The organism is Amycolatopsis sp. NPDC104819 (assembly GCF_055583145.1).
Map to the genome: position 1 here is coordinate 143,650 of NZ_JBVJON010000014.1, position 23,986 is coordinate 167,635.

Here is a 23,986-nt window from a genome sequence, read left to right on the forward strand (position 1 = left end):
CTCTCCCCTCCCCCCCCCACCCCCCCCCCCCTCCCCCCCCCCACCCCCCCCCCCCCCCCCCCCCCCCCCCCCCCCCCCCCCCCCCCCCCGCTGCTCCACCTCAGGTGTCCAGGAGAGCGCTTCCCAGCGGCGTCAGCGAGTGCAGCACCGTGTTCCGCTCCCGGTGCGTGATGATCAGCCCCGCGCGCCGCAGCACCGTCGTGTGCTTGCTGACCGCCGACGGCGTCACCCCCAGCCGGGCCGCCAGCTCGGACGTCGAACACCCCACCGCCAGGATCGTCAGCGCCGCCGCGCGGGTCGGGCCCAGGAGGTCCGCCAGCGCGTTGCCCGGTGACTTCCGGGTCGCGCGGTCGATCCCCGCCGAGTGCGCGGCCTGGCGAACGCACGGGTAGTGCAACCGCGGCGTCCCGCCCGGCGCGGCGGGGATCAGGGCCGGGCACACCGAGAAGTACGCCGGCACCAGCAGCAGGCCCGTGCCCTCCGAAGGCAGCGTCTCGGCCACCCGGTCGTCGGTCTCCAGGACCGGCGCCGCCCAGCGGACCTTCGGGCGCAGGCCGGTCAGGAGCGCGTCGACGCCGCCGTGGAGCAGCAGTTGCGTGCGCATGCCGAGGTCGGCGTCCACCTGGGCGCACACCACGTCCCAGCCCGGGGCGAGCGCGAGGTCGTGGTAGTCCTGCATGGCCTGGACCAGTCGCGGGAGGCCCGCGGGGTCGCCGTCGGCGAGCGCGGCCGCCCACGCCGGCAGGTCGCGGTCGGCCGGCGCGGTGCGCAGCGCGGTCTTGAGGCTCACCGGTTCCGTCTTCAGCACCGCCGCGAGCCCGGACTCCAGGTCGTAGCGCCCCGCGGCGGGCAGCAGGAACTCCGGGACCGGCGCGTCCGGGCGGCAGAGCCACATCAGCACCGACGCCGACTCCGGCAGGCCCTGCCACACGCGGTACCGCCAGCGGTTGAACGCCGACGAAGCCGCGTTCCGCCCGCCGTCGCGGCGCTGCAGGACCTGCAGGCTCGCGGCGAGCTCCGCCATCGGGTCGGCGGCGGCCGCGAGCCCGACGCGGACGAGGTCCTGCAACGTCAGCTCGATGCGCACGCGGGCCCCCCGGGTCTCCTGCCCCTCCATCGGCCCGAGATCACGTTCCGTTACACGTCTGACGTGCGTTTTTGCCCCTCCGGGAAATCTTCTCGACGGGGACGGACCGGCACTGAATGATGGCTTCAGAGACCGCTTTCGGGGGTTCGCGGTCTCGACGAGGGGGATTCGCCGGCACGACCGAGCGCCGGGTCCGTCCGGGCCCGGGGCCGGCTGCGGCCTGCCCTTTTCCTTCGTCTTCAGGTACACCGTTGATGCCGAAAAGGGGAACGATGACGAAGATGAAGCGACTGATGGTGACGGTCGCCGCGGCGGCGGGCCTGCTGGGCCTGGTCGCCGTGCCGCAGGCCGGTGCGGCGCCGGCCGACGGCAAGGGGGATGTGAAGATCACGTCGATCGGCGAGCTCAAGCTGCGCCCGTCGAAGGTCGCCGGGCAGGCGAAGCAGCGCTCCACCAACCGGACCGCCGCCGCCGACCCGATCGACCCGGGTCCCTACATCCTGGAGTCGGCCGCCTTCGGCCGTTGCTGGGACGCCGACCTGAACACGATCAACGCCAACGGCACGAAGATGCAGCTGTGGGACTGCAACGACACCGCGCCGAACCAGGCGTTCTGGCTCACCCAGAACCCGGAGGGCTACTTCCGGTTCCAGAACTACCAGAGCGGCCGGTACCTCGACGCCGACCTGAACTCGATCGGCAAGAACGGCACCAAGGTCCAGCTGTGGGACTTCCTGGCCGGCGGCAAGAACCAGTGGTGGACCCTCACCGAGATCCCCGAGGGCTACCTGCGGATCCAGACCCCGGCCAGCCCGCGGCACCTGACCGCCGAGGGTTCGGTGGGCGGCAACGGCACGCGGCTGCAGCTGTGGGACTTCATCGCGGGTGGCAAGTCCCAGTGGTGGTTCTGATCCGTTAGACGCGGGGGCGTGGGCCCCGTCCGGCGACTGCCGGGCGGGGCCCGTTCCGTTTCCGGGGCAATTCAGCATTCAACTTAATCTTTCGTGTGAATCGGCCGGCAGGGTGGCACGCGCTCCTCGCGCGCCTGCATTCTGGGACCAGGGGCGCCGCAAGGCGGGTTTTACACGGGAGGGGACCCGAAAATGAGTGTTGATCTGTCCACCACGCTGAACTGGACCACCGCGACCGGTGACGCCGCGACGATGCTCGGCGAGCTGCAGCCGAACATCCTCAAGGCCCACGTCCGCGACCACCTTTCCGCGCTGTTCCTCGCTTTCGGGGACGCCGCCGAGGCGCGGGCCTTCCTCGTCTCGCTCACCGGGAAGATGAAGTCCGCCCAGGACCACCTCGCCGAGGTCGGCGTGTTCAAGACCGGTGGCGCCGCGGGCACGCCGTACGTCGGGGCCGGGCTCACCGCGGCCGGCTACCGCGCCCTCGGGGTCGAGAACTTCCCGCAGGACGAGGCGTTCCTGCGCGGGATGGCGAACCCGGTGACGCGGCAGCGGCTCGGGGACCCGCCGCGCTCGACGTTCGATCCCGGCTACCGCACCGAAATCCACGCCGTCGTGCTGGTCGGGGACGCCACCGACAAGGCGATGACCGCGCGGCGCAACGAAATCCTCGGGTTGCTGCCGGACTCCGTCACGGTGCTGGCCGAGGAAACCGGCCTCGGCCGGGTCAACGCGCGGGGTGAGGGAATCGAGCACTTCGGGTACGTCGACGGCCGCAGCCAGCCGTTGTTCCTCGCCGAAGACGTCGACGCGGAAAAGAACAACACCGACGGCATCAACGTGTGGAACCCGTCGGCGCCCCTTTCCCAGGTGCTGGTGCCGGACACCGCGGCGCCGGATCCGGGCGTCCATTTCGGCAGTTACTTCGTTTTCCGGAAGCTCGAACAGAACGTGCGGCGGTTCAAGCAGGCGGAAGCGGATCTGGCCGACACACTCGGCCTGACCGGCGACGACCGGGAGCGCGCCGGGGCGATGATCATCGGCCGGTTCGAGGACGGCACGCCGCTGACGACGCAACGCGAGGACGGCGCGGAAAGCCCGGTGTCGAACAACTTCACCTACGACAGCGACCTCGGCGCGCTGAAGTGCCCGTACCAGGCGCACATCCGCAAGACGAACCCGCGCGGCTCCGGCGGCCGCGAGCAGCTGCCCGAGGAGCGCCTGCACCTGATGGCCCGCCGCGGTGTCACCTACGGCGAACGCCCGGACGACCCGAACGCCGACGTGCCGCCGTCGGCGCGGCCCAGTGGCGGGGTCGGGCTGCTGTTCATGGCGTTCAACTCGGTGCTGGGCAACCAGTTCGAGTTCACTCAGGCGGCGTGGGCGAACAACCCGGGCTTCCCGTTCGTCGAGGGTGTCACGCCGGGCCTCGACCCGGTGATCGGCCAGGGCGAGCGCGGCACGTCGGACTACACCGTCGAATGGGGCGGTTCGGCGCAGCGCACGGCCGAGCCGGTGCCGCAGTCGGTGACCGTGCGCGGCGGCGAGTACTTCTTCATGCCGTCGTTGGCCTTCCTGCGAGCTCTCTGACGCTTCGTGAAGGCCACCGCGAGGTCCTCACGGTGGCCTTCACGAAGCTCAATCGAGGAGGTCGAAGGCCAGCAACCCGGCGCCGAGCCGACCGGCCTCGTCGCCGAGCTTCGCGATGCGCAGCTCCGGCATCCGCTGGAACGTCAGGTGTGCCGCCAGCCACTCGCGCACCGGCTCGAGCACGTAGTCGGCCGCCGTGAACAGGCCGCCGCCGAGGATGACGACCTCCGGGCCGAGCAGGGTCAGCAGGGTGCGGATGCCGTGGCCGAGGCCGTCGAGGGCGTCCTGGACCACCGCCACCGCGACCTCGTCGCCGCGGCGGGCCAGGTCCACGACCTCGCGGGCGCCGTCGGCCGCGCGGCCGGTGCGCTCGGTGTAGCGGCGGGCGATCGCGGCCGCCGACGAGATCGCTTCCAGGCAGCCGATCGCGCCGCAGCCGCACTTGCCCGGGTGGCCGACGTCGATGTGCCCGACCTCACCGGCCTGCCCGTGGGCGCGGTGGATCCGGCCGTCGAGCAACAGCGCGGCCGCGATGCCGGTGCCGACCGGGATGAACGCCGCGTTGGTCGCGCCCTGCCCGGCGCCGACACGGAACTCGGCGATGCCACCCGCGGTGACGTCGTGCCCGAACGCCACCGGCAGCCCCAGCCGTCCCTCGAGCAGCTCGCCGAAGGGGACCTCGCGCCAGTCGAGGTTGGCCGAGAAGTGGCAGACGCGGGTCTCCTCGTCCACGATCCCGGGCACCACCACGCCGACGGCGGCGGGCATCCCGGTGCCCGCCTGCTCCGACAGCGCCGCCACGATGTCCGCGACCTGCGCGGCCAGCGCCGTCCCGTCCGCGCTGCGCGCCGTCTCCGCCCGCAGCGCCGCCTTCGGCTGCAGCTGCTCGTCGAGCAGCGCCGCCTTGATCGTCGTACCGCCCACATCGAGGGCCGCCACCATTCGAGTCACCGCGGCATTGTCACATTGACGCGCCCCGAACGGCGGACCTACGCTCAACCGGCCCAGACGAGGAGATTCCGGAACGCGGTGCAAGTCCGCGCGGTCGCGCCACTGTGACCCCCGCAAGGGGGAAGCCAGACCCGGATCCCCTCGTGGAGACCCCGATGAGGCCGCGAAAGCCCGAGGAGGCCCCGCCCATGTCGCAGACGGCTACCACCGCCGTTCCGCTCCCGATCCGCATCCCCGTCCGGGAGATCGTGCCGTGGGCGGTGTTCGTGGTGCTCCTCGCCCTGATCGCGCTGTACTTCGTGAGCGCCGAACAGGGCGCGACCTCGGTCTTCGCGAACATGTACGTCCACGAGTTCGTGCACGACGGCCGGCACCTGCTGGCCTTCCCCTGCCACTGATCGGCGGCACGTACTCCCATGATGAAGACCTTGCTGGTCCGCGGCATGCTCGCGGGCCTGATCGCCGGTGTGCTCGCGTTCGGGTTCGCCTACGCCTTCGGTGAGCCGTCGGTGAACACCGCCATCGGGCTCGAAGAGTCCGGCGGCCACGCACATTCCCACGACGCCGGCGCGGCGCCCGCGCCCGCCGAGGAACCCGAAGAGGAGCTCGTCCCCCGGGACATCCAGAGCACCGTCGGGCTGCTCACCGGTGTCCTCGTCTACGGCGTCGCGATCGGCGGCCTGCTCTCGCTCGCCTTCGCGTTCGCCCAGGGCCGGCTCGGCGCCCTGCGTCCCCGCGTGACGGCGTTGCTGCTCACCACCGGCGCGTTCGCCGTGGTGTTCCTGGTGCCGTTCCTGAAGTACCCGGCCAACCCGCCCGCGGTGGGCCAGCCGGGCACCATCGGCTCACGCACCGAGCTGTACTTCGGGTTCGTCGCCGTCTCGCTGCTCGTCGGCATCCTGGCGACGGTGTTCGGCCGCAAGCTCGCAGACCGCTTCGGCGCGTGGAACGGCTTCCTCCTGGCCGCGGCGGGCTACCTCGTCGTGATCGGCGTGGTGGCCTGGCTGATGCCGGTGGTCGACGAGGTCCCGGCGGAGTTCCCGGCGTCGACGCTGTGGAGCTTCCGGACGGCGTCGATCGGCACCCAGGTGACGTTGTGGCTGGTGCTGGGCCTGACCTTCGGCGCCTTCGCCGAGAAGGCGCTGACGAAGAAGGCGACGGTCGCCGCCTGAATCGTTGGGTTCCGGCCGCTTTTGTCCCTTGAGGATCGCTTGCAGGGGATCCGAGGGGAATCATGACCGAGCCTGAACCTGCCGTGCCCGTCAAGCGGAACGGCTTCGCGGTCGCGTCGCTGGTCACCGGGGTGATCGGCTTCCTCGGGATCACGGCACTGCTGGGCGCGCGGCCTGGGCGATCGTGCTACCGGTGGCGGCGGTCCTGCTGGTCACCGGCTGGCTGAGCACGTCGAACACGTCGCTCCTCGCGTTGCAGCTCGGGGCTGCTACAACGCGTCCCGGTCGTGACGCCGTGACGTTCCCCGGGACGCGGAAGGCCGAAAGCGCGGCGCTCACCAGCTGCCAGGACCGGCTGCGCAGCACCTTCGACGAGATGGCCACGATCCCGCCGGAGCTGGTGCTCATCGGCTACGTGCCGGACGAGGACGCCTGGGCCGCCGGGAACCGCACGGCCGTGTGCGGGTTCCAGCAGCGCACGCGCCGCTGAGTCACCGGTCAGCCCTGCCGGGTCGGCCGGATGGTGATGTCGCCGATTTCGACGTCGTCGGGCTGCTCGATCGCGAACGCGATGGCACGCGCGACGGCGTCGGGGCCGATGCCCAGCATCGCCATGGCCTGCTGGGCCTCCGCCTGCTGCCCGGGGTCGTCGATGTGGTCGAGGAGCTCGGTGCGCACGTAGCCCGGCGAGACCGAGGTGGTGCGCACCGCGCCGTCGGTGGACTCCTGGCGCAGCGCCTCCAGCAGGGTGCGCACGGCGTTCTTGGTGCCCGCGTAGACGGCCTGCGTCGGCACGATCTTCAGGCCGGACGTCGACACCGTCGTGACGAAGTGCCCGCGGCCCTGGCCGCGGAACACCGGGAGCGCGGCGGCGATGCCGTGCAGGACTCCGCGCAGGTTGACGTCGATCATGTGGTCCCAGTCGTCGACGTCGAGGTCGCCGACCGGCGCCGTCCGGGCGACCCCGGCGTTGGCCACCAGGACGTCGAGGCGGCCGAACCGCTCGACGGCCAGGGCCACCAGCCGGTCGAGGTCGGCGCGCTCGGTGACGTCGACGGCCAGGGTCTCCGCGCGGCCGCCCTCGCTCCGGATCTCCCGGGCCAGCTCGTCGAGCCGGTCGGTGCGCCGGGCGCCCAGCACGACCGCCGCGCCCCGGGCGGCCAGCTCCCGGGCGGTGGCCGCGCCGATCCCGCTGCTGGCCCCCGTGATGGCCACGACCTTGTTGTCCAGTCCGCTCATCGGACGTTCCTTCCGCTAAACTGACACTTGTCCGCTTACAGCGTCCACCGTACCGGACACTTGTCCAGTTAGCGAGGAGGGTTCCGTGACGGGTCGTGAACGCCGCTCCGACGCGGTCGCCAACCGCGACCGGGTCGTCGAGGCCGCGCGCGCCGAACTGAGCGAGTCCAACGGCGCGGCCGCCGACCTCAAGCTGCACCGGGTCGCCAAGGCCGCGGGCGTCGGCCAGGGCACCCTCTACCGGCACTTCCCCACCCGCGAGCACCTGCTGGCCGAGGTCTACCGGCACGAACTCACCCAGCTCGTCGACGCCGTGGCGCCGCTGCTGGCCGAACACCCGCCGCTGGCGGCGCTGACCCGCTGGATGCAACGGCTCGTCGAGTACGCGCGGGTCAAGCGCGGGGTCATGGCGGCGATCGAGGCGTCGGCGTGGCACGACCTCTACGCCGACCACCACCACCGGCTCGACGAAGCGCTCGAAATGCTGCTGGACCAGGGAAAGGCCGCCGGCGAGATTCGGGACGGCGTCGACGCCGCCGACGTCATCCTGCTCCTGGGCGCGTTGTCGCGGATCCCGGAAGCCGAGTGGGAGACCCGCGCGCCCACGGTCGTGACGGTCATCGTCGACGGGATCCGCCGCTAGGGCGCGCCCGGCGGGACGAACGGCAGGTCACGCGGCGCGCCCTGCTCCAGCAGGGTCAGCAGCGCCGCCGTGTCCAGGTGCTCGCCGACGGCGTCGGCGAGCTTGTCCAGCATCTCCTCGCGCAGGTCGGCGAAGCCCGGAGCGCCCGGCGACGGCGTCCAGCCCACACCCGCCTGGGCCGCCGCTTCGGTGAGCCACGCGCGGCGGAACGCGTCGTTCTCGAACGCGCCGTGCCACATCGTGCCCCAAACCGGGCCGGCGGTCAGGCCGTCCAAAAAGGACTCGCCTGTCCCGTGAGACGTCACCGAGCCGTGGTGGATTTCGTAGGCGGCCACCGGGTGGCCGCGCCAGCTGCCGTTCGGCCGGGCCAGCACCTTCTCCGCCGCGAACGTCACCCGCGCGGGCAGCAGGCCCAGGCCCGGCACCTCGCCCGCGCCGGACTCGACGTCGTCCACAATGGACTCGGCGAGCATCTGGTACCCGCCGCAGATGCCGAGCACCGGCTTCCCGGCCGCGGTCCGGGCCGCCAGCGCACTGTCGAGGCCGCGTTCGCGCAGCCAGGCGAGGTCGTTCACGGTGGCCCGGGACCCGGGCAGCACCACGACGTCCGCCGCGGCGACGGTGTCCGGGTCCGCGGTGAGCGTCACGCTGACGCCGGGTTCGGCGGCGAGCGCGTCGACGTCGGTGGCGTTGGAGGCCCGCGGAAAACGCACCACGGCGACGTGCAGGCCACCGCCGTGGACCTCCCGCCGCCAGCCCGCCGCGGCGAGCGCGTCCTCGGAATCGATCCACACGCGGTCGAGCCACGGCAGCACCCCCAGCACGGGCCGGCCGGTGACCTTCTCGAGGCTGTCCAGGCCGGGGCGCAGCAGCCCGACGTCCCCGCGGAACTTGTTGACCACCCAGCCCGCGACGAGCGCCTGGTCTTCGGCCGAGAGCAGGGCGAGCGTGCCGAACATCGCGGCCAGCACCCCGCCGCGGTCGATGTCGCCGACGACCAGCACCGGCAGCCCGAAGCGCCGCGCGAGGCCCAGGTTGACGTAGTCACCGCCGCGGAGGTTGATCTCGGCGGGGCTGCCGGCGCCTTCGCAGACGACGACGTCGTAGCGGGCGCTGAGGTCCTCGAAGGCGGCGAAGGCGATCTCGGCCAGGCCGGCCCGCCCGGTGGCGTACTCGCCGGCTTCGAGGGTGCCGAAGGGCTTCCCGAGCGCGACGACGTGGCTGCGCCGGTCGCTGCCGGGCTTGAGCAGCACGGGGTTCATGGCGGCTTCCGGCTCGACCCGCGCGGCGCGGGCCTGCAGCCACTGCGCCCGGCCGATCTCGGCGCCGTCGGCGCAGACCATGGAGTTGTTGGACATGTTCTGCGCCTTGAAGGGGGCGACACGGACGCCCTGCCGGGCCAGCCACCGGCAGATCCCGGCGGTGACCAGGCTTTTTCCGGCGTCCGACGTCGTCCCGGCGACGAGCAGGCCGGTCATCGGGCCGCCCCCGCGGCCACCACGACCGCCGCCGCGCCGACCAGCCGGGACAGGCGCACCGCCCGGCGGAGGTCCACCGGGTCCGGGTCGCGGCCCTCCCCCAGCCGGGCGCGGGTCTCGACCTCGCCGGCGTAGCTGTTCGTCCCGCCGAGCCGGATGTCCAGGGCGCCCGCGAACGCCGCCTCGACCTGGCCCGCGTTGGGGCTCGGGTGCCGGCCGCCGTCGCGGCGCCAGACCCGCCAGGCGCCGCGGGTGCGGCCGCCCGCCAGGGGCGCGCACACCGCCGTGAGCACTCCCCCGATCCGGGACGGCGCCAGGTTCACCACGTCGTCGGCACGCGCCGCGGCCCAGCCGAAGCGGCGGTAGCGCGGGGAGCGGTAGCCGACCATCGCGTCGAGCGTGTTCAGCGCGCGGTAGCCGAGCAGGCCCGGCAGCCCGGCGACCGCGCCCCAGAACAGCGGCGCGACCACGGCGTCCGAGGTGTTCTCCGCGATCGACTCGGTGGCCGCGCGGGTGAGCTCGGCGGAGTCGAGCATTGTCGCGTCGCGTGCGCAGAGGTGCGAAAGCCTCTGACGCGCTTCGGGGACTTCGCCCGCTTCGAGCAGCCTGGCCATTTCGCTTCCTTCGGCCGCGAGACCGCGTCCGCCGAGCACTACCCACGTACAGACCGCTGTTGCCGCGAAGCGCGCGAAGGCACTTCGCCGGGTAGCGGCCTGAAGCGCGACGCCGAGGCCGACAGCGCTGAAGGCGCACAACCCCGCGTACGCCGCTCCGCGCGGCTTCGAATCCGCCCACATGCGGCGTTCGAGGCGGCCCGCGGCGGTCCCGAAGACGGCGACCGGATGCCCCCGACGGGGGTCGCCGAACAGGGTGTCGGCGACATATCCGGTCACGAGTCCGGCCGCGGTTGTCCCTAGACGGAGTGGCACGTCGCGCACGTTAGCGCGTGCACCACAATGCCCGGTATGACCAAGCTGACGCACCGGCTAGCCGGGTACCTAGAGAACCTGGCCAAAGCGCTCCGCCGGTACGGACGCGACGAAGGAAAGGTGCTCGTCCTCGGGGGCGTCCGCTCGGGGAAGTCGCGGCACGCCGAGCGGCTCGTCGCCCGCCACCCGCACCTCGTCTACGTCGCGCCCGGCCTCCCGGCGAGCGACGACGATCCCGAATGGGCCGCCCGGGTGGCCGCGCACCAGGCGCGGCGGCCGGCGCACTGGAAGACCGTCGAGACCACCGACCTGGCCGGGACCCTGCGCGCCGCGACCGAACCCCTGCTGATCGACTGCCTCGGCACGTGGCTCTCGCGGGTGCTCGACGACGTCGGCGCGTGGCAGCAGAAGCGCGGCTGGGAGCACCGCCTGGACGACCGGCTCGAGGACTTCCTCGCCGCGTGGGCCGCGGCGCGGGTGCCGGTGGTCGCGGTCAGCAACGAAGTCGGCAGCGGTGTGGTGCCCGCGACGTCGTCCGGACGGCTGTTCCGTGATGTGCTGGGCGCACTGAACAACCGGGTGTCCGCCGACGCCGACCGGGTCGTGCTGGTCGTCGCGGGCCGGGCGCTCGACCTGTAGCCAGGAGGCGCTCGTGTTCGACGTTCCCGTGCCCGACCCCGCCGCTCGCGCCGCCGCGCTGGAGCGGCTCGACGGGCTGGTCAAGCCGCTCGGCTCGCTCGGCAGGCTGGAGGAGATCGCCGCCTGGCTGGCCGCGGCGCACGGGAGCGTGCCGCCGCGCCCGCTCGACGACGTCCGGGTGGTCGTCTTCGCGGGCGACCACGGCGTGTCGGCGCTGTCGGCGTACCCGCGCGAGGTGACCGCGGCGATGGTGCAGGTGTTCCTGGCCGGGAAGAGCGGCGTGAACGTGCTGGCCGCGCAGGTCGGCGCGAAGGTCCGGGTGGCCGACCTCGGCGTCGACTGGGACGGCGCCGACGTGCCCGCCGCGGTGACGGCGCACAAGATCCGCCGCGGTTCGGGATCGATCGACGTCGAGGACGCGTTGGAGCCGGGCGAGGCCGAGGCGGCGTTCGAAGCGGGCCGGGCGATCGCGCTTGAGGAAGCCGGCGCGGACGTCCTGATCCCGGGCGACATGGGGATCGGCAACACGGCGATGTGCGCGGCGCTGGTCGCAGCTTCGCTGGGCCTGCCGGCGGCGGAGGTGGTCGGCACGGGCACGGGAGTGGACGATGCCGGCCTGGCTCGCAAGACGTCCGCGATCGCGGCGGCGCTGGCGCGGACTTCGGGCCGGGTGTCGGACCCGTTCGAGCGCCTGACGGCGTTGGGCAGCGCCTGCGTCGCGGCCACGGCGGGCTTCCTGGTCCAGGCGGCGCTCAGCAGCACCCCGGTCCTGCTGGACGGCGTGTTCTCCGGCGCGGCCGCCCTGGTGGCGCGCGACATCGCACCGGGGGCCGAGCGGTGGTGGCTGGCCGGGCACCGCTCGACGGAGCCGTCGCAGGCGTACGCGTTGAAGGGCCTCGGCCTGGAGCCGATCCTGGACTTCGGTTTGCGGCTGGGCGAGGGAAGCGGCGCGGTCCAGGCGGTCCCGACGTTGCGCGCGGCGCGGGCGATCCTGGCGGAGATGGGCCTGCTGGCGGATCTCGCGTGAGTGGCGGGGCTACCTCTCGGCGGGTGTCGCCAATGACCCATTCGCGACGCTCGCCCCGCCCCGAGTGAGCGCCGGATGAGCCGCTGGACGGACGCGGCGCGGATGGCCGTCGGCACGCTGACCACCGTGCCCGTCCCGCCTCCGCGCGTCATCGACCGGCCCGTCGCCGGTCGCGCCATGCTGCTCGCTCCGCTCGCCGCCCTCCCCCTCGCCGCCGTGGCCGGGCTGGTCGTGGCCGCCGGGCAGGCCGTTCACCTGCCCGGCCTCGCCACCGCCGCCCTGGCCCTCGGCGCGGTCGCCCTCGGCAGCCGCGGCCTGCACCTCGACGGGCTCGCAGACACCGCCGACGGCCTCGGCGCGTCCTACGACCGGGCCAAGGCCCTCGACGTCATGCGCCGCGGCGACTCCGGGCCGACCGGGGTCGCGACGCTCGTCTTCGTCCTGCTCGTCCAGGTCGGCGCACTGGCCGGCGCCGAGGACCCCGTCGCGGTGGTCGTCACGGCGATCCTCGTCGGCCGCTGCACCCTCTCGATGGCCTGCGCACGCGGCGTTCCGTCGGCCCGGCCGGAGGGACTCGGCGCCACCGTCGCGGGTTCGGTCCCCCGGACCGCCGCCGCGGCCGTCGCCATCGCGGCCGCCGGGCTGAGCACGCTCGCCCCCGGGCTGCCGTGGTGGCGCGGCCCTCTGGCCGTGCTCCTCGCCTACGCCGTCGCCGCAGCCCTCCTCTGGCGCTGCACAAAACGCCTCGGCGGAGTCACCGGCGACGTCCTTGGGGCGGGCGTCGAAGCCGGGGTCGCGGCCGCGCTGGTGGTCTTGTCAACCTAGGCCCCCGGCCCGGCGTGTACCAGGTAAACGCCGAGGAGGGACCCTGAGCGCCGATCCCGCCGTCGACCTGACGGCACTCTTCCACTCCCACCGCCCGGGCCTGGTGCGGCTGGCCGTGCTGCTGCTCGGCGACCGTGCGCTCGCCGAGGACGTCGTGCAGAACGCCTTCGTCGCGCTCTTCCGGCGCTGGCCGCTCGACGATCCCGACGGCGCGGGTGGCTACCTGCGCGTCTCGGTGGTCAACGGCGCCCGGTCGGCGCAGCGGTGCGCGGCCCTGCGGCGAAGGCACCACAAGACCGAGCGGGACGACGGGCCGCCCGCCGACACCGAAACCCTGCTCGGCGAGGAGCACCGCGAGGTGCTGGCCGCCGTGCGACGGCTGCCGCGGCGGCAGCGGGAGGTGCTGGTGCTCCGGTACTGGTCCGGCCTGTCCGAAGCCGAGATCGCCGAGACGCTCGGGGTCTCGCGCGGCACCGTCAAGACCTGCGCGTCCCGCGCGCTCGCGAAGCTGGAAGGAGAACTCCGATGACCGACGTCGAAGACCGCCTGGAACGGGCCTTCCACGCCCTCGCCGACACCGTGGACGTCGAGCCCGCGCCGCTCCCGGCGCCTCGGCGGCGGCTGGTCGCGCCGCTGGTGGCCGCGGCGGCGACGGTGGTCGCCGCCGGGGTGATCGTCGTCCTGTCGGCGCATCCCGAGCCGGCGCCCGTGCCGCCCGCCGTCCGGCCGCTGCCCGCGCCCACCGTCGTTTCCCTGCCGAACTTCGCGCTGTTGACACATTGTGGTGTCGACGAGATGCGGATCGGCCTCCGCTACTACGAAGCCGAGACGCCGCTGGTCGGCCCCGCGCACACCGCGCCCGCCGGCTGGGACACGCCGTACCAGGAGGGCACGATGACGCTCGACGCGCCGAACTCCGCGGTCTTCCGGGACTACCACGGGCACGAGGTCCGGTTCCGGTTCCGGCCCGGCGCGACCGAGTTCAAGCAGCTCTGCGACTAGAGAAAACTGTCGTACCCCCGGCCTAGAGTGCGGCTCGTGAACCGGACCGATCGTCTTTACGCGCTTGTCGAAGAGCTCCGGGCCGTCTCGCCACGGCCGCGGAGCGCCCGGTGGTTGGCCGGGCGGTTCGAGGTGAGCGCGCGCACCGTCGAGCGGGACATCAGCGCGTTGCAGCAGTCGGGCGTGCCGATCTACGCCGAGGCGGGGCGCACCGGCGGCTACTGCCTTGACAAGGCGCGCACGCTGCCGCCCGTCAACCTGACACCGGGTGAGGCCGTCGCGCTGGCGCTCGCGCTGAAGCGGCTGGAGGGCACGCCCTTCCGCGCGGAAGCCGGCTCGGCGCTGCGCAAGCTCGTCTCGGTGATGCAGGCGGACGACGCCGCGGCGGCCCACGACCTGGCCGGCCGCGTCCATCTCCTCGACGACGCGGGCGACGTCCCACCGATGCCGCGCGAGGTCGCCGACGCGCTGCTGACCCGCCGCGTCCTGCGCATCGGCTACGGCGATCGTGAAGGCGCCGTGACGCGGCGGGAGATCGAGCCACTGGGGTACGTCGGCAAGCCCGGGCACTGGTACCTGGTGGCGTGGTGCCGGCTGCGCGCCGGTGTCCGGGCCTTCCGCACCGACCGGATCACGGCGGTCGCGGTGACCGCCGAGGTGCCCCCGCGCCGCCCGCTGCGGCGCGAGGACCTCGACATCCCGTACGGCGTGGTCGAGCAGCTCAGCTTGGCCGGCTGAACACCGAGAAGTGGTTGCCGGCCGGGTCGAGCACGTGCGCGAAGGTCACCCCGACGGGGTTCACGGCGGCCGGCCGCTGGATCTTCCCCCCGGCGGCCTCGACCCGCCGGCACGCGGCTTCGACGTCCTCGACCAGCACGCTGAAGATCGCGTAGTTCTCCGTGCCGGTGAACAGTCCACCGCGCGAACCACCGGTGTCGACGACCCGGTAGGCGACATCGGTGCTGGCGGTGTCGTCCTGCGCGACGGTCCAGCCGAAGACGTCCCCGTAGAACCGTTCGGCGGCCGCCGGGTCGTCGGAGCCGATCTCGAACCAGGCGACGTCGTTGAATCCGGGCATGGTGGTCCTTTCGCTGCCCCGCCGGGCGTTTCCCGGCGGCGAAGACCACTCTCGACGGTGGTGGCGACAGCCCCCTGTCGGTGTTTACCGGACTTCCCGCAACGCGGTCAGGAGCCCATCGGTGGTCACCCGGTCCCGGACGGCCAGCCGCAGGTGGTCCGAGCCGAGGCCCGGGAACGTGTCCCCGCGGCGGACCGCGTACCCCACCTCCCGCAGCCGCGCCCGCAGCGAAGCGCCGCCGGGAACCCTCACCAGCACAAACGGGCCTCGCGGGTCACCCAGCACCGCGACGCCGGCTTCCGTCAAGCGCGACACCAGGTAGTCGCGGTCGGCTTCCGCGGCGACGGCCAGCTTTTCGGCCTCCTCCAGCGCGGACGGACGGCAGCACGCCACCGTCGCGACTCCGGCCAAAGTGGACACCGACCACGGCACCTGGACCGCGCGCAGCCGCTCGATCACCGGCGGCTCGGCGAGCACGTAACCCGCGCGCAGCCCGGCCAGGCCCCACGTCTTCGTCAGGCTCCGCAGCACCACGACGCCCGGCACACCGTGGGCCAGGCTTTCGGCCTCGCCGGGGACGGCGTCCAGGAACGCCTCGTCGACCACCAGCATCCGGCCGGGGCGGGTCAGGGCGAGCAGGGACGCCGCCGGGTGCAGCACCGACGTCGGGTTCGTCGGGTTGCCCACGAACACCAGGTCCGCGTCGGCGGGCACCGACGCCGGGTCGAGCACAAAACCGTCCTCTTCGGACAGGATCACGCGCGAAACCGCGTGTCCCGCGGCCCGTAGCGCGGCCTCGGGCTCGGTGAACTGCGGGTGCACGACCACCGCGCGGCGTGGCCGGAACGCCGACGCCAGCAGCGTGAACGCCTCCGCGGCCCCCGCGGTGACCAGGACTTCGTCCGGAAGACGGCCGTGGCGCGCAGCCACCGCCCGCGTCGAATCCACAGTGGATGGATAAGCCGCGAGAGTGTCCAAAGCGGACGCCAGCTCGGCGCGCAGCCACGACGGCGGGCGTGGCAGCCGGACGTTCACCGCGAGGTCGACCAGCCCCGGCCCGACCTCGCGGTCGCCGTGGTGGTGCAGGTCGTAGTCAGGCATGGGCCCGGACCCGCGCCGCGAACCGAAAAGCCAGCTCGGGATGCCCGGCCCAGTGGACGTGCAGGTAGGACGCGTGCAGCGTCGGCGACGCGAAGCCGTCCAGCTGCCGGTCCCAGCCCCAGGCCGCCGACGCGCCGTGCGACGGCGTCACCTCCGTCCGGTGGAACTCGTGCCCGGTGACACGCTGTCCGGCCGTGGCCAGGACGTTGTCTTCGACGGCGACCGCGCGCCGGTACCCGAGCTTGCCGCGGGCGGTCATCTTGGCGTCCGCGGGCAGCGCGCCGACCATCGGCACGCCGTCCAGCGACTGGCACAGGTACAGCAGCCCCGCGCATTCCGCGCTCACCGGCATCCCCCGGGAGATCGCCGAAGCCACCTCGGCGCGCAACGACGTGTTCGCCGACAGCTCCGCCGCGTGCACCTCGGGGAACCCACCGCCGAAGTACAGCCCGGCACAACCGTCCGGCAACGCCTTGTCCCGCAACGGATCGACGTCGACGACGTCGACACCGCAGGCGGCGAGCAGCTCGATGTTCTCGGTATAGCGGAAGGTGAATGCGGGCCCACCCGCGGCCGCGACCGTCACACGCGGACCGTCCACACCGGACGGTTCCCACGGCGGCGAGGAAAGCGGAGACGCCGCCGAAGCGATCCGGACGATCGCTTCGAGGTCGACGCCGTCGCGCACCCACGCGGCCAGCGACGGCAGCACCCGCTCGGCCTCCGACGCGCGTTCCGCCGCCGGGACCAGCCCGAGGTGACGGCTCGGCGCGTGGATCTCTTCGTTGCGGTACAACGCTCCCAGCAGCGGGACGCCGGTGGCCTCCAGCGCGGCCGCGATCTCGTCGAAGTGCCGCTGCGAGCCGAGCTTGTTGAGGATGACCCCGGCCAGCCGCACCCGCGTGTCGTAGGACGCGAACCCGAGCACGGTCGCCGCGACACTGCGCGAGGCCGCCGACGCGTCGACGACCAGCACCACGGGCGCGTCCAGCAGCCGGGCGACGTGCGCGGTCGAGGCGTACCCCTCGGTGCCCAACGCGCCGTCGAACAGGCCCATCACGCCCTCGATCACGGCGATGTCGGCACCGGCGGAACCGTGGCGCAGCAATGGAATCAGCAGGTCCTCGCCCTGCAGGAACGGGTCGAGGTTGCGCGCCGGGCGTCCGGTCGCGAGCGCGTGGTAGCTCGGGTCGATGAAGTCCGGCCCGACCTTGTGCCCGGACACGCGGTGCCCGGCCTCGCGCAAAGCCGCCATCAGCCCGGCGGCGATCGTGGTCTTGCCGTGCCCCGAACCGGGCGCGGCGACGACCACGCGCGCTACCACTCGATCCCCCGCTGGCCCTTCTGGCCGGCGTCCATCGGGTGCTTGACCTTGGTCATCTCGGCGACGAGGTCGGCGGCCTCGATGAGCTCGGGCGGCGCGTACCGGCCGGTGATGACCACGTGCTGGTGCCCGGGGCGCGAGACCAAAGTGGACACCACGTCGTCGACCTCGAGCCAGCCCCACTTGAGCAGATAGGAGAACTCGTCGAGGACGTAGAAGCCGTGCGTCTCGGCGGCGAGGCGGCGCTTGATCTCCGCCCAGCCCTCCCGCGCGTTCGTCGCGTGGTCCTCTTCCGTGCCGGACTTGCGCGCCCAGCTCCAGCCCTCGCCCATCTTGTGCCACTCGACCGGCCCGCCCTCGCCGGTCTCGTCGTGCAGCTTCCCCAAAGCACGGAACGCGGCTTCCTCGCCGACGCGCCACTTCGCCGACTTGACGAACTGGAACACGCCGATCGACCAGCCCTGGTTCCAGGCCCGCAGCGCCATCCCGAACGCGGCCGTCGACTTGCCCTTCATCTCGCCGGTGTGCACGGCGAGCAGCGGCCGGTTGCGACGCTGGCGCGTGGTCAGCCCGTCTTCCGGCACCGCCGAAGGCTTTCCCTGCGGCATCAGGCGGCCCGTCCCGTCCGCGCGCGGACGGCGTCGGCCAGCGACTCCGCGGCGACGTCGGCCAAGGCCACGTGCTCGCCGCCGAGGTGAGCGGCGAGGTCGGCGGCCAGCCCGAGCCGCATCTTCCCGCTCTCGCAGTCCATGACGACCGAAGTCACCCCGCTCAGCAGCCCGGCCGCGGCCTGGGCGCGCGCGACAGCGTCCGGTCCACTGGTGGCCCGGCCATCGGTGACGACGACCAGCAGCGGACGGCGTCGCGGATCGCGGATCTCTTCGACGCGCAGCACGCGCGCGGCTTCCAGGAGCCCTTCGGCCAGCGGCGTCCGGCCGCCGGTGGGCAGGCCTTCGAGACGGGAAGCGGCCGCGTCGACGCTGATCGTCGGCGGCAGCGCGAGCTCGGCGGTGTTGCCGCGGAAAGTGACCAGCCCGACCTTGTCCCGGCGCTGGTAGGCGTCGAGCAGCAGCGACAGGACCGCGGACTTGACCTCGCGCATCCGGGCCTTCGCACCCATCGAGCCGGACGCGTCGACGCAGAAGAGGACCAGGTTGCCCTCACGGCCTTCGCGCAGCGCGAACCGCAGGTCTTCCGGCCGCAGCTTCAGGCCGGCGCCGTCGCGGCCGCGGGCTTTCTGGTGCGGGGCCGCGGCTTTGACGGTCGCGACCAGGTGCGGCCGCCCGTCCCGGACGCTCGAGGGCTGGACGCCGATGGTCCGCCCGCTGTCGGTGATCGCGCGCGAACGGCGTCCGCGCTCCCCCTCGCCCATGCCCTTGACGCGGAACACGCGGGCCTTGAACGTCTCGCCGGCGCCGACGGTCTTCTGCTGCCCGCCACTTTGCTGCTGCGGTTGCCCCTGCGGCGCGTCTCCCTGCGGAACCTCCGGCGGGGCTTCGTCCGGCGTCGAACCGCTGCCCGGACCGTCGTCTTCGGGGCCCGGCTCCGGGGGCTGCGCGTCCTGAAGGGCCTGCTCCAGCTGCTCTTCGGAGATTCCGGGCGCGTCGAACGGGTTCCGGCGGCGCCGGTGCGGCAGCGCGAGCCGCGCGGCGACGCGGACGTCGTCGGTGGTCACCTCGTCGCGGCCGGCCCAGGCCGCGTGCGCGACCGCGGCGCGCGCGGTGACGATGTCCGCGCGCATGCCGTCGACCTCGAACGACGCGCAGATCTCGGCGATCTGGCGCAGTGCGTCGTCGGGCAACTTGACCGCGGGCAGCAGCTTCTGCGCCGACTCGATCTCTTCGGCCAGCCGCGCGTCTTCGTCGGCGTACTGCGCGGCAAAACCGTCGGGGTCGGCTTCGTAGGCGAGACGACGCCGGACGACCTCGACGCGCTGCTCCGGGTCGCGGCTGGAGGCGACTTCGACGGTCAGCCCGAAGCGGTCCAGCAGCTGCGGCCGCAGCTCGCCTTCCTCGGGGTTCATCGTGCCGATCAACACGAACCGCGCGGCGTGCGACACCGAGACGCCCTCGCGCTCGACGGTCGCGCGGCCCATCGCGGCGGCGTCGAGCAGCGTGTCGACGAGGTGGTCGTGCAGCAGGTTGACCTCGTCGACGTAGAGCAGCCCGCGGTGCGCGGCGGCCAGCAGGCCGGGCTGGAAGTCCGTGACCCCTTCGGCGAGCGCGCGCTCCAGGTGCAGTGAGCCGATGACGCGGTCCTCGGCCGCACCGACCGGCAGCTCGATCAGCTTGGCCGGCCGGCGGTGGCTCGACTGGCTCGAAGCGCCTTCGTGCGGGCCGTCCGGGCAGAGCGGGTCGGGGGCCGTGGGGTCACAGGAGAACCGGCAGCCGTCCACGACGTCGACGCTCGGCAGCAGACCGGCCAGGGCCCGGACCATGGTCGACTTCGCGGTGCCCTTTTCGCCGCGCACCAGCACCCCGCCGACGGCGGGGGAGATCGAGGAGAGGACCAGCGCGAGACGCAGGTCCGGCAGCCCGACGACGGCGGTGAACGGGTACGGCTTCAACAGCACTCCTCCAGCTCGGCGACCGGCCGATCATCGCACAGCGCCCGGCTCGCTTAGGGTGGGAAATCGTGCGCGAAGAATCACGTCGACCGGCCCCGGGACACGCGGTCCCGGAGTGGGGTCCAGGGGAAGGCCGACCACGCCTGACGGTGGTGGGGATCGGGGCCGACGGGTGGCCCGGGCTCTCCGAACACGCCCAGGCCCTGGTCCTCGGCGCCGACGTCGTCCTCGGCGCGCCCCGCCAGCTGGAGTACCTGCCGGGCGAGGTGGAAACCCGCCCGTGGCCCAGCCCGCTGCTGCCCGGTCTCGACGCACTGCTCGCCGAACACGACGGCGAACGCGTCTGCGTGCTGGCCAGCGGTGACCCCTTCCTCTCCGGCATCGGCACCACCCTGATCGCGCACGGCTACGAGCTGGACGTCCTGCCCGCGCTGTCTTCCGTGACGCTCGCCCGGGCCCGGCTCGGCTGGTCGGCGGAGGAGACGGCCGTGGTCAGCGTGGTCGGCCGCGGTGTCGCGCGGGTGGCGCGGGTGCTCGCACCCGGACGTCGTGTGCTCGTCCTCGGCGCCGAAGTGGCTTCGCTGCGTTCGCTGCTCACCGTGCGCGGCTACGGCGAGAGCGAGCTGATCGCACTGGAGGGCCTCGGCGGTCCGGACGAGCGGATCGCCGACGGCTGGGAACACGACTCCGGCCCGCTGACCGTGCACGCGCTCGAGTGCGCCGGGCCCGCGCTGCCGCTGATCGGCGTGCCCGACGACGTCTACGCCCACGACGGCCAGCTCACCAAGCGTGACCTGCGCGTTTCCGCCCTGGCGCGGCTCGCGCCGAGCCCCGGCGAGCTGCTGTGGGACGTCGGCGCGGGCGCCGGCAGTGTCGGGATCGAGTGGTCACGGCTGCACGAGCTCAACCGCGCCATCGCGGTCGAACAGGACCCCGAGCGCGCCGAGCGGATCGGCCGCAACGCGCTCGACCTGGGCGTGCCCGAGCTCCAGGTGGTCACCGGACCGGCGCCGGAGTCGCTGAGCGCGCTGCCCGCGCCGGACGCGATCTTCATCGGCGGCGGGCTGACCACGCCGGGTCTGCTGGAGGTGTGCCTGGAGACCGGCGCGCGGATCGTCGCGCACGGCGTGACGTTGGAGGCCGAGACGATCCTCGCCCAGACGTACGCGCGGCTGGGTGGCGAGCTGCTGCGGATCGGCGTCGAGCGGGCGGCGCCGCTGGGGGCGTTCACCGGGTGGACCCCGGCCCGCGTCGTGACGCAGTGGAGCAGCCGATGACCGTCCACTTCGTCGGGGCCGGGCCCGGGGCCGCGGACCTGATCACCGTGCGGGGCCGGGATCTTCTCGGCCGCTGCGGGGTCTGCCTCTACCCCGGCAGCATGACCCCGACCGCCCTGCTCGCCTACTGCCCACCCGGCGCGCAGCTGGTCGACACGGCGAACCTCAGCCTCGACCGGATCGTCGAGCACCTCGTCGACGCCCACCGCGGCGGTCACGACGTCGTGCGGCTGTGCTCCGGTGACCCGTCGCTCTACAGCGCCGTCGCTGAGCAGATGCGACGTCTCGACGCCGCCGAAGTGCCGTATGAGGTCGTACCCGGTGTGCCCGCCTTCGCCGCATCGGCCGCCGTCCTCGGCCGGGAGCTGACCGTGCCGGAAATCGGCCAGAGCCTGGTGATCACCCGCGTGCAGGCGCGGTCCACCAAGATGCCGTCGACGGAAACCCTCGCCGCCTTCGCCGCCACCCAGGCGACGCTGGCGCTGCACCTCGCGATCAACCACGTCGAGCGCGTCGCCGAGGAACTCTCGCCGCACTACGGCGCCGACTGCCCGGTCGCCGTCGTGGCGCTCGCGAGCCAGCCCGGTGAGACCGTCGTGCGCGGGGTGCTGGGCGAACTCCCCGCGCTGGTGCGCGAAGCCGGGATGACCCGCGCAGCCACCATCTTCGTCGGCCGGGTGCTCGCCGCGGCGGGCTTTCCCGACAGTTTCCTCTATTCCCGTGCCCGTGACCGGGCGGACCAACCGGAGTCGTTGTGACGGAACTGCGCTGGGGCCTGCTGGCCGCCGGGACCATCGCCGCCCACTTCGCCGCGGGCGTCGACGAGAGCAAGCACGGCCGGCTGACCGCCGTCGCGGCGCGGAACGCCGACCGGGCACGGGACTTCGCGGCGCGCTTCGAGATTCCGAAGGCCTACGGGAGTTACGAAGACCTCCTCGCCGACCCCGAGGTCGACGCCGTGTACGTCTCGACCCCGCACCCGATGCACAAGGAATGGGCGATCGCGGCGGCCGAAGCGGGCAAGCACGTGCTGTGCGAGAAGCCGCTGACGGTGACCGCCGCCGACGCCGAAGAAGTGGTCGACGCGGCCCGCAAGCACGACGTCTTCCTGATGGAGGCGTTCATGTACCGGCTGCACCCGCAGACGCGGCGGCTGGTGCAGCTGATCGCGTCCGGCGCGATCGGCGAGGTGCGGGCGGTCGACACGACGTTCTCCTTCGCCGCCGAACCGGGGGACGCCGCGCGGCTCACCGACCCCGCGCTGGGCGGCGGCGGAATCCTCGACGTCGGGTGTTACTGCACCTCGCTGGCCCGGCTGGTCGCGCAGGCCGCGACCGGGCTCGACGTCGTCGAACCCAGCGAAGTCAGCGGAATGGCACTGCTGTCGAAGGACGGCGTCGACGAGTACGCCACCGGCCTGTTGCGGCTGCCCGGCGACATCCTGGCGACGATCTCGTGCGGCATCCGGCTGGCGCGGGAGGACAGCATCCGCGTTTTCGGCACCCAAGGTCAGCTCTACGTGCCGCAACCGGCGTGGATCCACCCGCTGCGGACCCCGGGGACGTCGCAGATCATCCTGACTTCGGCGGTCGGTGAGCAGGACGTCATCGAGGTCGAAGCGACCCAAGGCGTCTTCGCGCGCGAAGCCGACCACGTTGCTACGCACGTCGAAGACCGGCAGTCCCCCGACCTGCCTTGGGCGGAGACGCTGGCCAACCTGCGGACGCTGGACCGGTGGCGCGAAGCGGTCGGTTACGGACGCTCTTCGTGATCCTCGTTCTCGGCGGAACCGGCGAAGCACGGAAACTGGCCGAAGTGCTTGTGACGCAGGAAGTCCGCGTTGTCTCTTCGCTCGCGGGACGCGTCGCGCGACCACGGCTGCCGGTCGGCGAAGTGCGTGTAGGCGGCTTCGGCGGAGTCGACGGCCTCGCAGCGTGGATCCGCGACAACGACATAGACGCCGTTGTCGACGCGACGCACCCCTTCGCGGAACGCATCGGCGCGAACGCGGCGCAGGCCGCCGAACGCACCGGCGTCCCCCTCCTCCGGCTCGCCCGGCCCGGCTGGACGCCCGGGCCAGGGGACGTCTGGCACTGGGCCGACGACCTCGCCGACGCCGCCCGCCGGCTCCCCGACCTGGGCCGGCGCGTCTTCCTGACCAGCGGCCGCCAGGGCTTACCCGCCTTCGCGCACCTCGACGACCTGTGGTTCCTCATCCGCTGCGTCGACCCGCCGGAGCCGCCGCTGCCCCGCCACCACGAGCTGATCCTCGCCCGCGGGCCCTACGAGGTGGCCGCGGAACGCGACCTGCTCGCCAAGGTCGACGTCCTGGTCACCAAGGACTCCGGCGGCACGCTGACCAGCGCCAAGCTGACCGCCGCGCGGGAGCTGGGCCGGCCCGTCCTGCTCGTCCGGCGGCCGCCCCGGCCCGCCACCGAGAGCGCCACGACCGTGCCCGACGCCGTCGAATGGGTCCTGAACCGATGAGCGAAGAGTTCTACGAAGTCCTGCGCAAACGCCGGGACGTCCGCGGCGAGTTCACCGGCGAGCCGATCCCGGACGCCACGCTCACGCGGATCCTCGAAGCCGCGCACGCCGCGCCGAGCGTCGGGCTCACGCAGCCGTGGGACTTCGTGCTCGTCGACGACCGGGCGACCCGCGAGAAGTTCGCGAAGCACGTCCACGAAGAGCGTGAGGTCTTCGCCGCGCAGCTCGACGAAGAGCGCGCGGGCACGTTCGCGAACATCAAGATCGAGGGGATTCTCGAGGCGAGCCTCGGCATCGTCGTCACCTACGACCCGGAGCGCGGCGCGCCCGCGGTGCTCGGCCGGCACGCGATCGCCGACGCCGGCCTCTATTCGGTGTGCCTGGCCATCCAGAACCTCTGGCTCGCCGCCACCGCGGAAGGCCTCGGCGTCGGCTGGGTCAGCTTCTACCGCGAGCCGTTCCTACGTGACCTGCTCGGCATCCCCGACGGCGTCCGGCCGGTCGCGTGGCTGTGCGTGGGTCCCGTCAGCCGCCTGGAAACCGTGCCCGACCTCGAGCGCCACGGATGGCGCACCCGCCGTCCTCTGGCCGCGGCGGTACACCACGGACGGTTCACCCCGCGTGACCCGGGGGCTGCGTCAGCGGCCGACCTCTGACCCG

The 23,986-nt window shown here is 73.1% G+C and carries 27 protein-coding genes; 17 read left to right on the forward strand and 10 right to left on the reverse strand.

Annotated features, from left to right (window positions below; all coding sequences use genetic code 11):
* Positions 1-100: 100 nt before the first annotated feature.
* On the reverse strand, positions 101-1,087 hold the full coding sequence (locus ACZ63E_RS36410; protein ID WP_465340803.1) for an ArsR/SmtB family transcription factor: 987 nt from the start codon (positions 1,085-1,087) through the stop codon (positions 101-103).
* Between the two features lie 281 nt (positions 1,088-1,368).
* Here ACZ63E_RS36410 and ACZ63E_RS36415 point away from each other — a divergent pair, with 281 nt between their 5' ends.
* Both ACZ63E_RS36415 and ACZ63E_RS36420 read left to right on the forward strand, forming a co-directional pair.
* Positions 1,369-1,998 (forward strand): RICIN domain-containing protein, encoded by a 630-nt coding sequence (locus ACZ63E_RS36415; RefSeq protein WP_465340805.1) that lies wholly within the window; start codon positions 1,369-1,371, stop codon positions 1,996-1,998.
* Positions 1,999-2,190: 192 nt separating this feature from the next.
* Positions 2,191-3,588, forward strand: coding sequence for a Dyp-type peroxidase (locus ACZ63E_RS36420; RefSeq protein WP_465340807.1), 1,398 nt, complete (start codon positions 2,191-2,193; stop codon positions 3,586-3,588).
* 48 nt (positions 3,589-3,636) lie between these two features.
* Here ACZ63E_RS36420 and ACZ63E_RS36425 read toward each other — a convergent pair whose 3' ends face one another.
* Positions 3,637-4,530, reverse strand: coding sequence for an ROK family protein (locus ACZ63E_RS36425; RefSeq protein ID WP_465340941.1), 894 nt, complete (start codon positions 4,528-4,530; stop codon positions 3,637-3,639).
* A 197-nt stretch (positions 4,531-4,727) separates the two neighbouring features.
* Here ACZ63E_RS36425 and ACZ63E_RS36430 point away from each other — a divergent pair, with 197 nt between their 5' ends.
* The 3 genes from ACZ63E_RS36430 (at position 4,728) to ACZ63E_RS36440 (ending at position 6,201) form a co-directional block, all read left to right on the forward strand.
* A complete protein-coding gene (locus tag ACZ63E_RS36430; protein WP_465303922.1) occupies positions 4,728-4,937 on the forward strand; it encodes a CbtB domain-containing protein in 210 nt (69 codons plus the stop codon).
* An 18-nt stretch (positions 4,938-4,955) separates the two neighbouring features.
* Entirely contained in the window at positions 4,956-5,711 is a 756-nt protein-coding gene (locus ACZ63E_RS36435) for a CbtA family protein (RefSeq protein ID WP_465340808.1), read from the forward strand.
* Between the two features lie 193 nt (positions 5,712-5,904).
* Entirely contained in the window at positions 5,905-6,201 is a 297-nt protein-coding gene (locus tag ACZ63E_RS36440) for a hypothetical protein (RefSeq protein ID WP_465340809.1), read from the forward strand.
* 8 nt (positions 6,202-6,209) lie between these two features.
* Here the strand turns inward: ACZ63E_RS36440 and ACZ63E_RS36445 are convergent, their stop codons facing one another.
* Positions 6,210-6,950, reverse strand: coding sequence for an SDR family oxidoreductase (locus tag ACZ63E_RS36445; protein WP_465340811.1), 741 nt, complete (start codon positions 6,948-6,950; stop codon positions 6,210-6,212).
* Positions 6,951-7,035: 85 nt separating this feature from the next.
* On the opposite strand from ACZ63E_RS36445, the gene ACZ63E_RS36450 reads away from it, so the two are divergent.
* A complete protein-coding gene (locus tag ACZ63E_RS36450; RefSeq protein WP_465340812.1) occupies positions 7,036-7,593 on the forward strand; it encodes a TetR/AcrR family transcriptional regulator in 558 nt (185 codons plus the stop codon).
* On the opposite strand, the gene ACZ63E_RS36455 is transcribed toward ACZ63E_RS36450, so the two are convergent.
* Positions 7,590-9,071 (reverse strand): cobyric acid synthase, encoded by a 1,482-nt coding sequence (locus ACZ63E_RS36455; protein ID WP_465340814.1) that lies wholly within the window; start codon positions 9,069-9,071, stop codon positions 7,590-7,592. The two genes, ACZ63E_RS36450 and ACZ63E_RS36455, sit on opposite strands and share 4 nt — an antisense overlap.
* Positions 9,068-10,000, reverse strand: coding sequence for a cobalamin biosynthesis protein (locus ACZ63E_RS36460; RefSeq protein WP_465340815.1), 933 nt, complete (start codon positions 9,998-10,000; stop codon positions 9,068-9,070). The genes ACZ63E_RS36455 and ACZ63E_RS36460 overlap by 4 nt, the downstream gene beginning before the upstream one ends.
* Before the next feature lie 36 nt (positions 10,001-10,036).
* Between ACZ63E_RS36460 and ACZ63E_RS36465 the strand changes: the two genes are divergently transcribed.
* The 6 genes from ACZ63E_RS36465 to ACZ63E_RS36490 all read left to right on the forward strand — a co-directional run bounded on the left by ACZ63E_RS36465 (position 10,037) and on the right by ACZ63E_RS36490 (position 14,231).
* On the forward strand, positions 10,037-10,639 hold the full coding sequence (locus tag ACZ63E_RS36465; RefSeq protein WP_465340817.1) for a bifunctional adenosylcobinamide kinase/adenosylcobinamide-phosphate guanylyltransferase: 603 nt from the start codon (positions 10,037-10,039) through the stop codon (positions 10,637-10,639).
* Between the two features lie 13 nt (positions 10,640-10,652).
* On the forward strand, positions 10,653-11,666 hold the full coding sequence (gene cobT / locus ACZ63E_RS36470; protein WP_465340818.1) for a nicotinate-nucleotide--dimethylbenzimidazole phosphoribosyltransferase: 1,014 nt from the start codon (positions 10,653-10,655) through the stop codon (positions 11,664-11,666).
* 75 nt (positions 11,667-11,741) lie between these two features.
* Entirely contained in the window at positions 11,742-12,491 is a 750-nt protein-coding gene (locus ACZ63E_RS36475; protein ID WP_465340819.1) for an adenosylcobinamide-GDP ribazoletransferase, read from the forward strand.
* A gap of 103 nt (positions 12,492-12,594) precedes the next feature.
* Entirely contained in the window at positions 12,595-13,020 is a 426-nt protein-coding gene (locus ACZ63E_RS36480; RefSeq protein ID WP_465340820.1) for a SigE family RNA polymerase sigma factor, read from the forward strand.
* Complete coding sequence (locus tag ACZ63E_RS36485; protein ID WP_465340821.1) at positions 13,017-13,493, forward strand: hypothetical protein; 477 nt, start codon at positions 13,017-13,019, stop codon at positions 13,491-13,493. The genes ACZ63E_RS36480 and ACZ63E_RS36485 overlap by 4 nt, the downstream gene beginning before the upstream one ends.
* A 36-nt stretch (positions 13,494-13,529) precedes the next feature.
* Positions 13,530-14,231, forward strand: coding sequence for a helix-turn-helix transcriptional regulator (locus ACZ63E_RS36490; RefSeq protein ID WP_465340822.1), 702 nt, complete (start codon positions 13,530-13,532; stop codon positions 14,229-14,231).
* Here ACZ63E_RS36490 and ACZ63E_RS36495 read toward each other — a convergent pair.
* The 5 genes from ACZ63E_RS36495 to ACZ63E_RS36515 all read right to left on the reverse strand — a co-directional run bounded on the left by ACZ63E_RS36495 (position 14,215) and on the right by ACZ63E_RS36515 (position 19,562).
* Positions 14,215-14,571: a VOC family protein gene (locus ACZ63E_RS36495; RefSeq protein ID WP_465340824.1), complete on the reverse strand. Its 357-nt coding sequence runs from the start codon at positions 14,569-14,571 to the stop codon at positions 14,215-14,217. The genes ACZ63E_RS36490 and ACZ63E_RS36495 overlap by 17 nt on opposite strands.
* 84 nt (positions 14,572-14,655) lie before the next feature.
* Positions 14,656-15,672, reverse strand: a complete 1,017-nt coding sequence (cobC, locus tag ACZ63E_RS36500) for an Rv2231c family pyridoxal phosphate-dependent protein CobC (RefSeq protein ID WP_465340825.1) — start codon at positions 15,670-15,672, stop codon at positions 14,656-14,658.
* On the reverse strand, positions 15,665-16,996 hold the full coding sequence (locus tag ACZ63E_RS36505) for a cobyrinate a,c-diamide synthase (RefSeq protein ID WP_465340826.1): 1,332 nt from the start codon (positions 16,994-16,996) through the stop codon (positions 15,665-15,667). Before ACZ63E_RS36505 ends, cobC begins: the two co-directional genes overlap by 8 nt.
* The gene (gene cobO, locus ACZ63E_RS36510) at positions 16,990-17,604 is read right to left on the reverse strand and encodes a cob(I)yrinic acid a,c-diamide adenosyltransferase (RefSeq protein WP_465340827.1); all 615 of its coding nucleotides are present in this window, start codon (positions 17,602-17,604) and stop codon (positions 16,990-16,992) included. Before cobO ends, ACZ63E_RS36505 begins: the two co-directional genes overlap by 7 nt.
* Entirely contained in the window at positions 17,604-19,562 is a 1,959-nt protein-coding gene (locus ACZ63E_RS36515) for a putative cobaltochelatase (RefSeq protein WP_465340828.1), read from the reverse strand. Before ACZ63E_RS36515 ends, cobO begins: the two co-directional genes overlap by 1 nt.
* A 149-nt stretch (positions 19,563-19,711) precedes the next feature.
* Between ACZ63E_RS36515 and cbiE the strand changes: the two genes are divergently transcribed.
* From cbiE to bluB, 5 genes are read left to right on the forward strand one after another with little or no spacing between them, the layout of a single operon-like run.
* On the forward strand, positions 19,712-20,839 hold the full coding sequence (cbiE, locus tag ACZ63E_RS36520) for a precorrin-6y C5,15-methyltransferase (decarboxylating) subunit CbiE (RefSeq protein WP_465340829.1): 1,128 nt from the start codon (positions 19,712-19,714) through the stop codon (positions 20,837-20,839).
* Positions 20,836-21,597: a precorrin-4 C(11)-methyltransferase gene (gene cobM, locus ACZ63E_RS36525; RefSeq protein ID WP_465340830.1), complete on the forward strand. Its 762-nt coding sequence runs from the start codon at positions 20,836-20,838 to the stop codon at positions 21,595-21,597. Before cbiE ends, cobM begins: the two co-directional genes overlap by 4 nt.
* A complete protein-coding gene (locus tag ACZ63E_RS36530; protein ID WP_465340831.1) occupies positions 21,594-22,610 on the forward strand; it encodes a Gfo/Idh/MocA family protein in 1,017 nt (338 codons plus the stop codon). The genes cobM and ACZ63E_RS36530 overlap by 4 nt, the downstream gene beginning before the upstream one ends.
* Complete coding sequence (locus ACZ63E_RS36535) at positions 22,607-23,326, forward strand: cobalt-precorrin-6A reductase (RefSeq protein WP_465340832.1); 720 nt, start codon at positions 22,607-22,609, stop codon at positions 23,324-23,326. Before ACZ63E_RS36530 ends, ACZ63E_RS36535 begins: the two co-directional genes overlap by 4 nt.
* Positions 23,323-23,982 (forward strand): 5,6-dimethylbenzimidazole synthase, encoded by a 660-nt coding sequence (bluB, locus tag ACZ63E_RS36540; protein WP_465340833.1) that lies wholly within the window; start codon positions 23,323-23,325, stop codon positions 23,980-23,982. The genes ACZ63E_RS36535 and bluB overlap by 4 nt, the downstream gene beginning before the upstream one ends.
* Positions 23,983-23,986 lie beyond the last annotated feature (4 nt).

Coding starts and splice junctions, on each gene's coding strand:
- ACZ63E_RS36485 (WP_465340821.1), top strand. CDS start 13,017: ATGACCGACGTCGAAGACCGCCTGGAACGGGCCTTCCACGCCCTCGCC.
- ACZ63E_RS36425 (WP_465340941.1), bottom strand. CDS start 4,530: ATGGTGGCGGCCCTCGATGTGGGCGGTACGACGATCAAGGCGGCGCTG.
- ACZ63E_RS36420 (WP_465340807.1), top strand. CDS start 2,191: ATGAGTGTTGATCTGTCCACCACGCTGAACTGGACCACCGCGACCGGT.
- ACZ63E_RS36455 (WP_465340814.1), bottom strand. CDS start 9,071: ATGACCGGCCTGCTCGTCGCCGGGACGACGTCGGACGCCGGAAAAAGC.
- ACZ63E_RS36445 (WP_465340811.1), bottom strand. CDS start 6,950: ATGAGCGGACTGGACAACAAGGTCGTGGCCATCACGGGGGCCAGCAGC.
- ACZ63E_RS36435 (WP_465340808.1), top strand. CDS start 4,956: ATGATGAAGACCTTGCTGGTCCGCGGCATGCTCGCGGGCCTGATCGCC.
- ACZ63E_RS36465 (WP_465340817.1), top strand. CDS start 10,037: ATGACCAAGCTGACGCACCGGCTAGCCGGGTACCTAGAGAACCTGGCC.
- ACZ63E_RS36430 (WP_465303922.1), top strand. CDS start 4,728: ATGTCGCAGACGGCTACCACCGCCGTTCCGCTCCCGATCCGCATCCCC.
- cobO (WP_465340827.1), bottom strand. CDS start 17,604: ATGCCGCAGGGAAAGCCTTCGGCGGTGCCGGAAGACGGGCTGACCACG.
- cobC (WP_465340825.1), bottom strand. CDS start 15,672: ATGCCTGACTACGACCTGCACCACCACGGCGACCGCGAGGTCGGGCCG.
- ACZ63E_RS36495 (WP_465340824.1), bottom strand. CDS start 14,571: ATGCCCGGATTCAACGACGTCGCCTGGTTCGAGATCGGCTCCGACGAC.
- ACZ63E_RS36475 (WP_465340819.1), top strand. CDS start 11,742: ATGAGCCGCTGGACGGACGCGGCGCGGATGGCCGTCGGCACGCTGACC.
- cobM (WP_465340830.1), top strand. CDS start 20,836: ATGACCGTCCACTTCGTCGGGGCCGGGCCCGGGGCCGCGGACCTGATC.
- ACZ63E_RS36415 (WP_465340805.1), top strand. CDS start 1,369: ATGAAGCGACTGATGGTGACGGTCGCCGCGGCGGCGGGCCTGCTGGGC.
- bluB (WP_465340833.1), top strand. CDS start 23,323: ATGAGCGAAGAGTTCTACGAAGTCCTGCGCAAACGCCGGGACGTCCGC.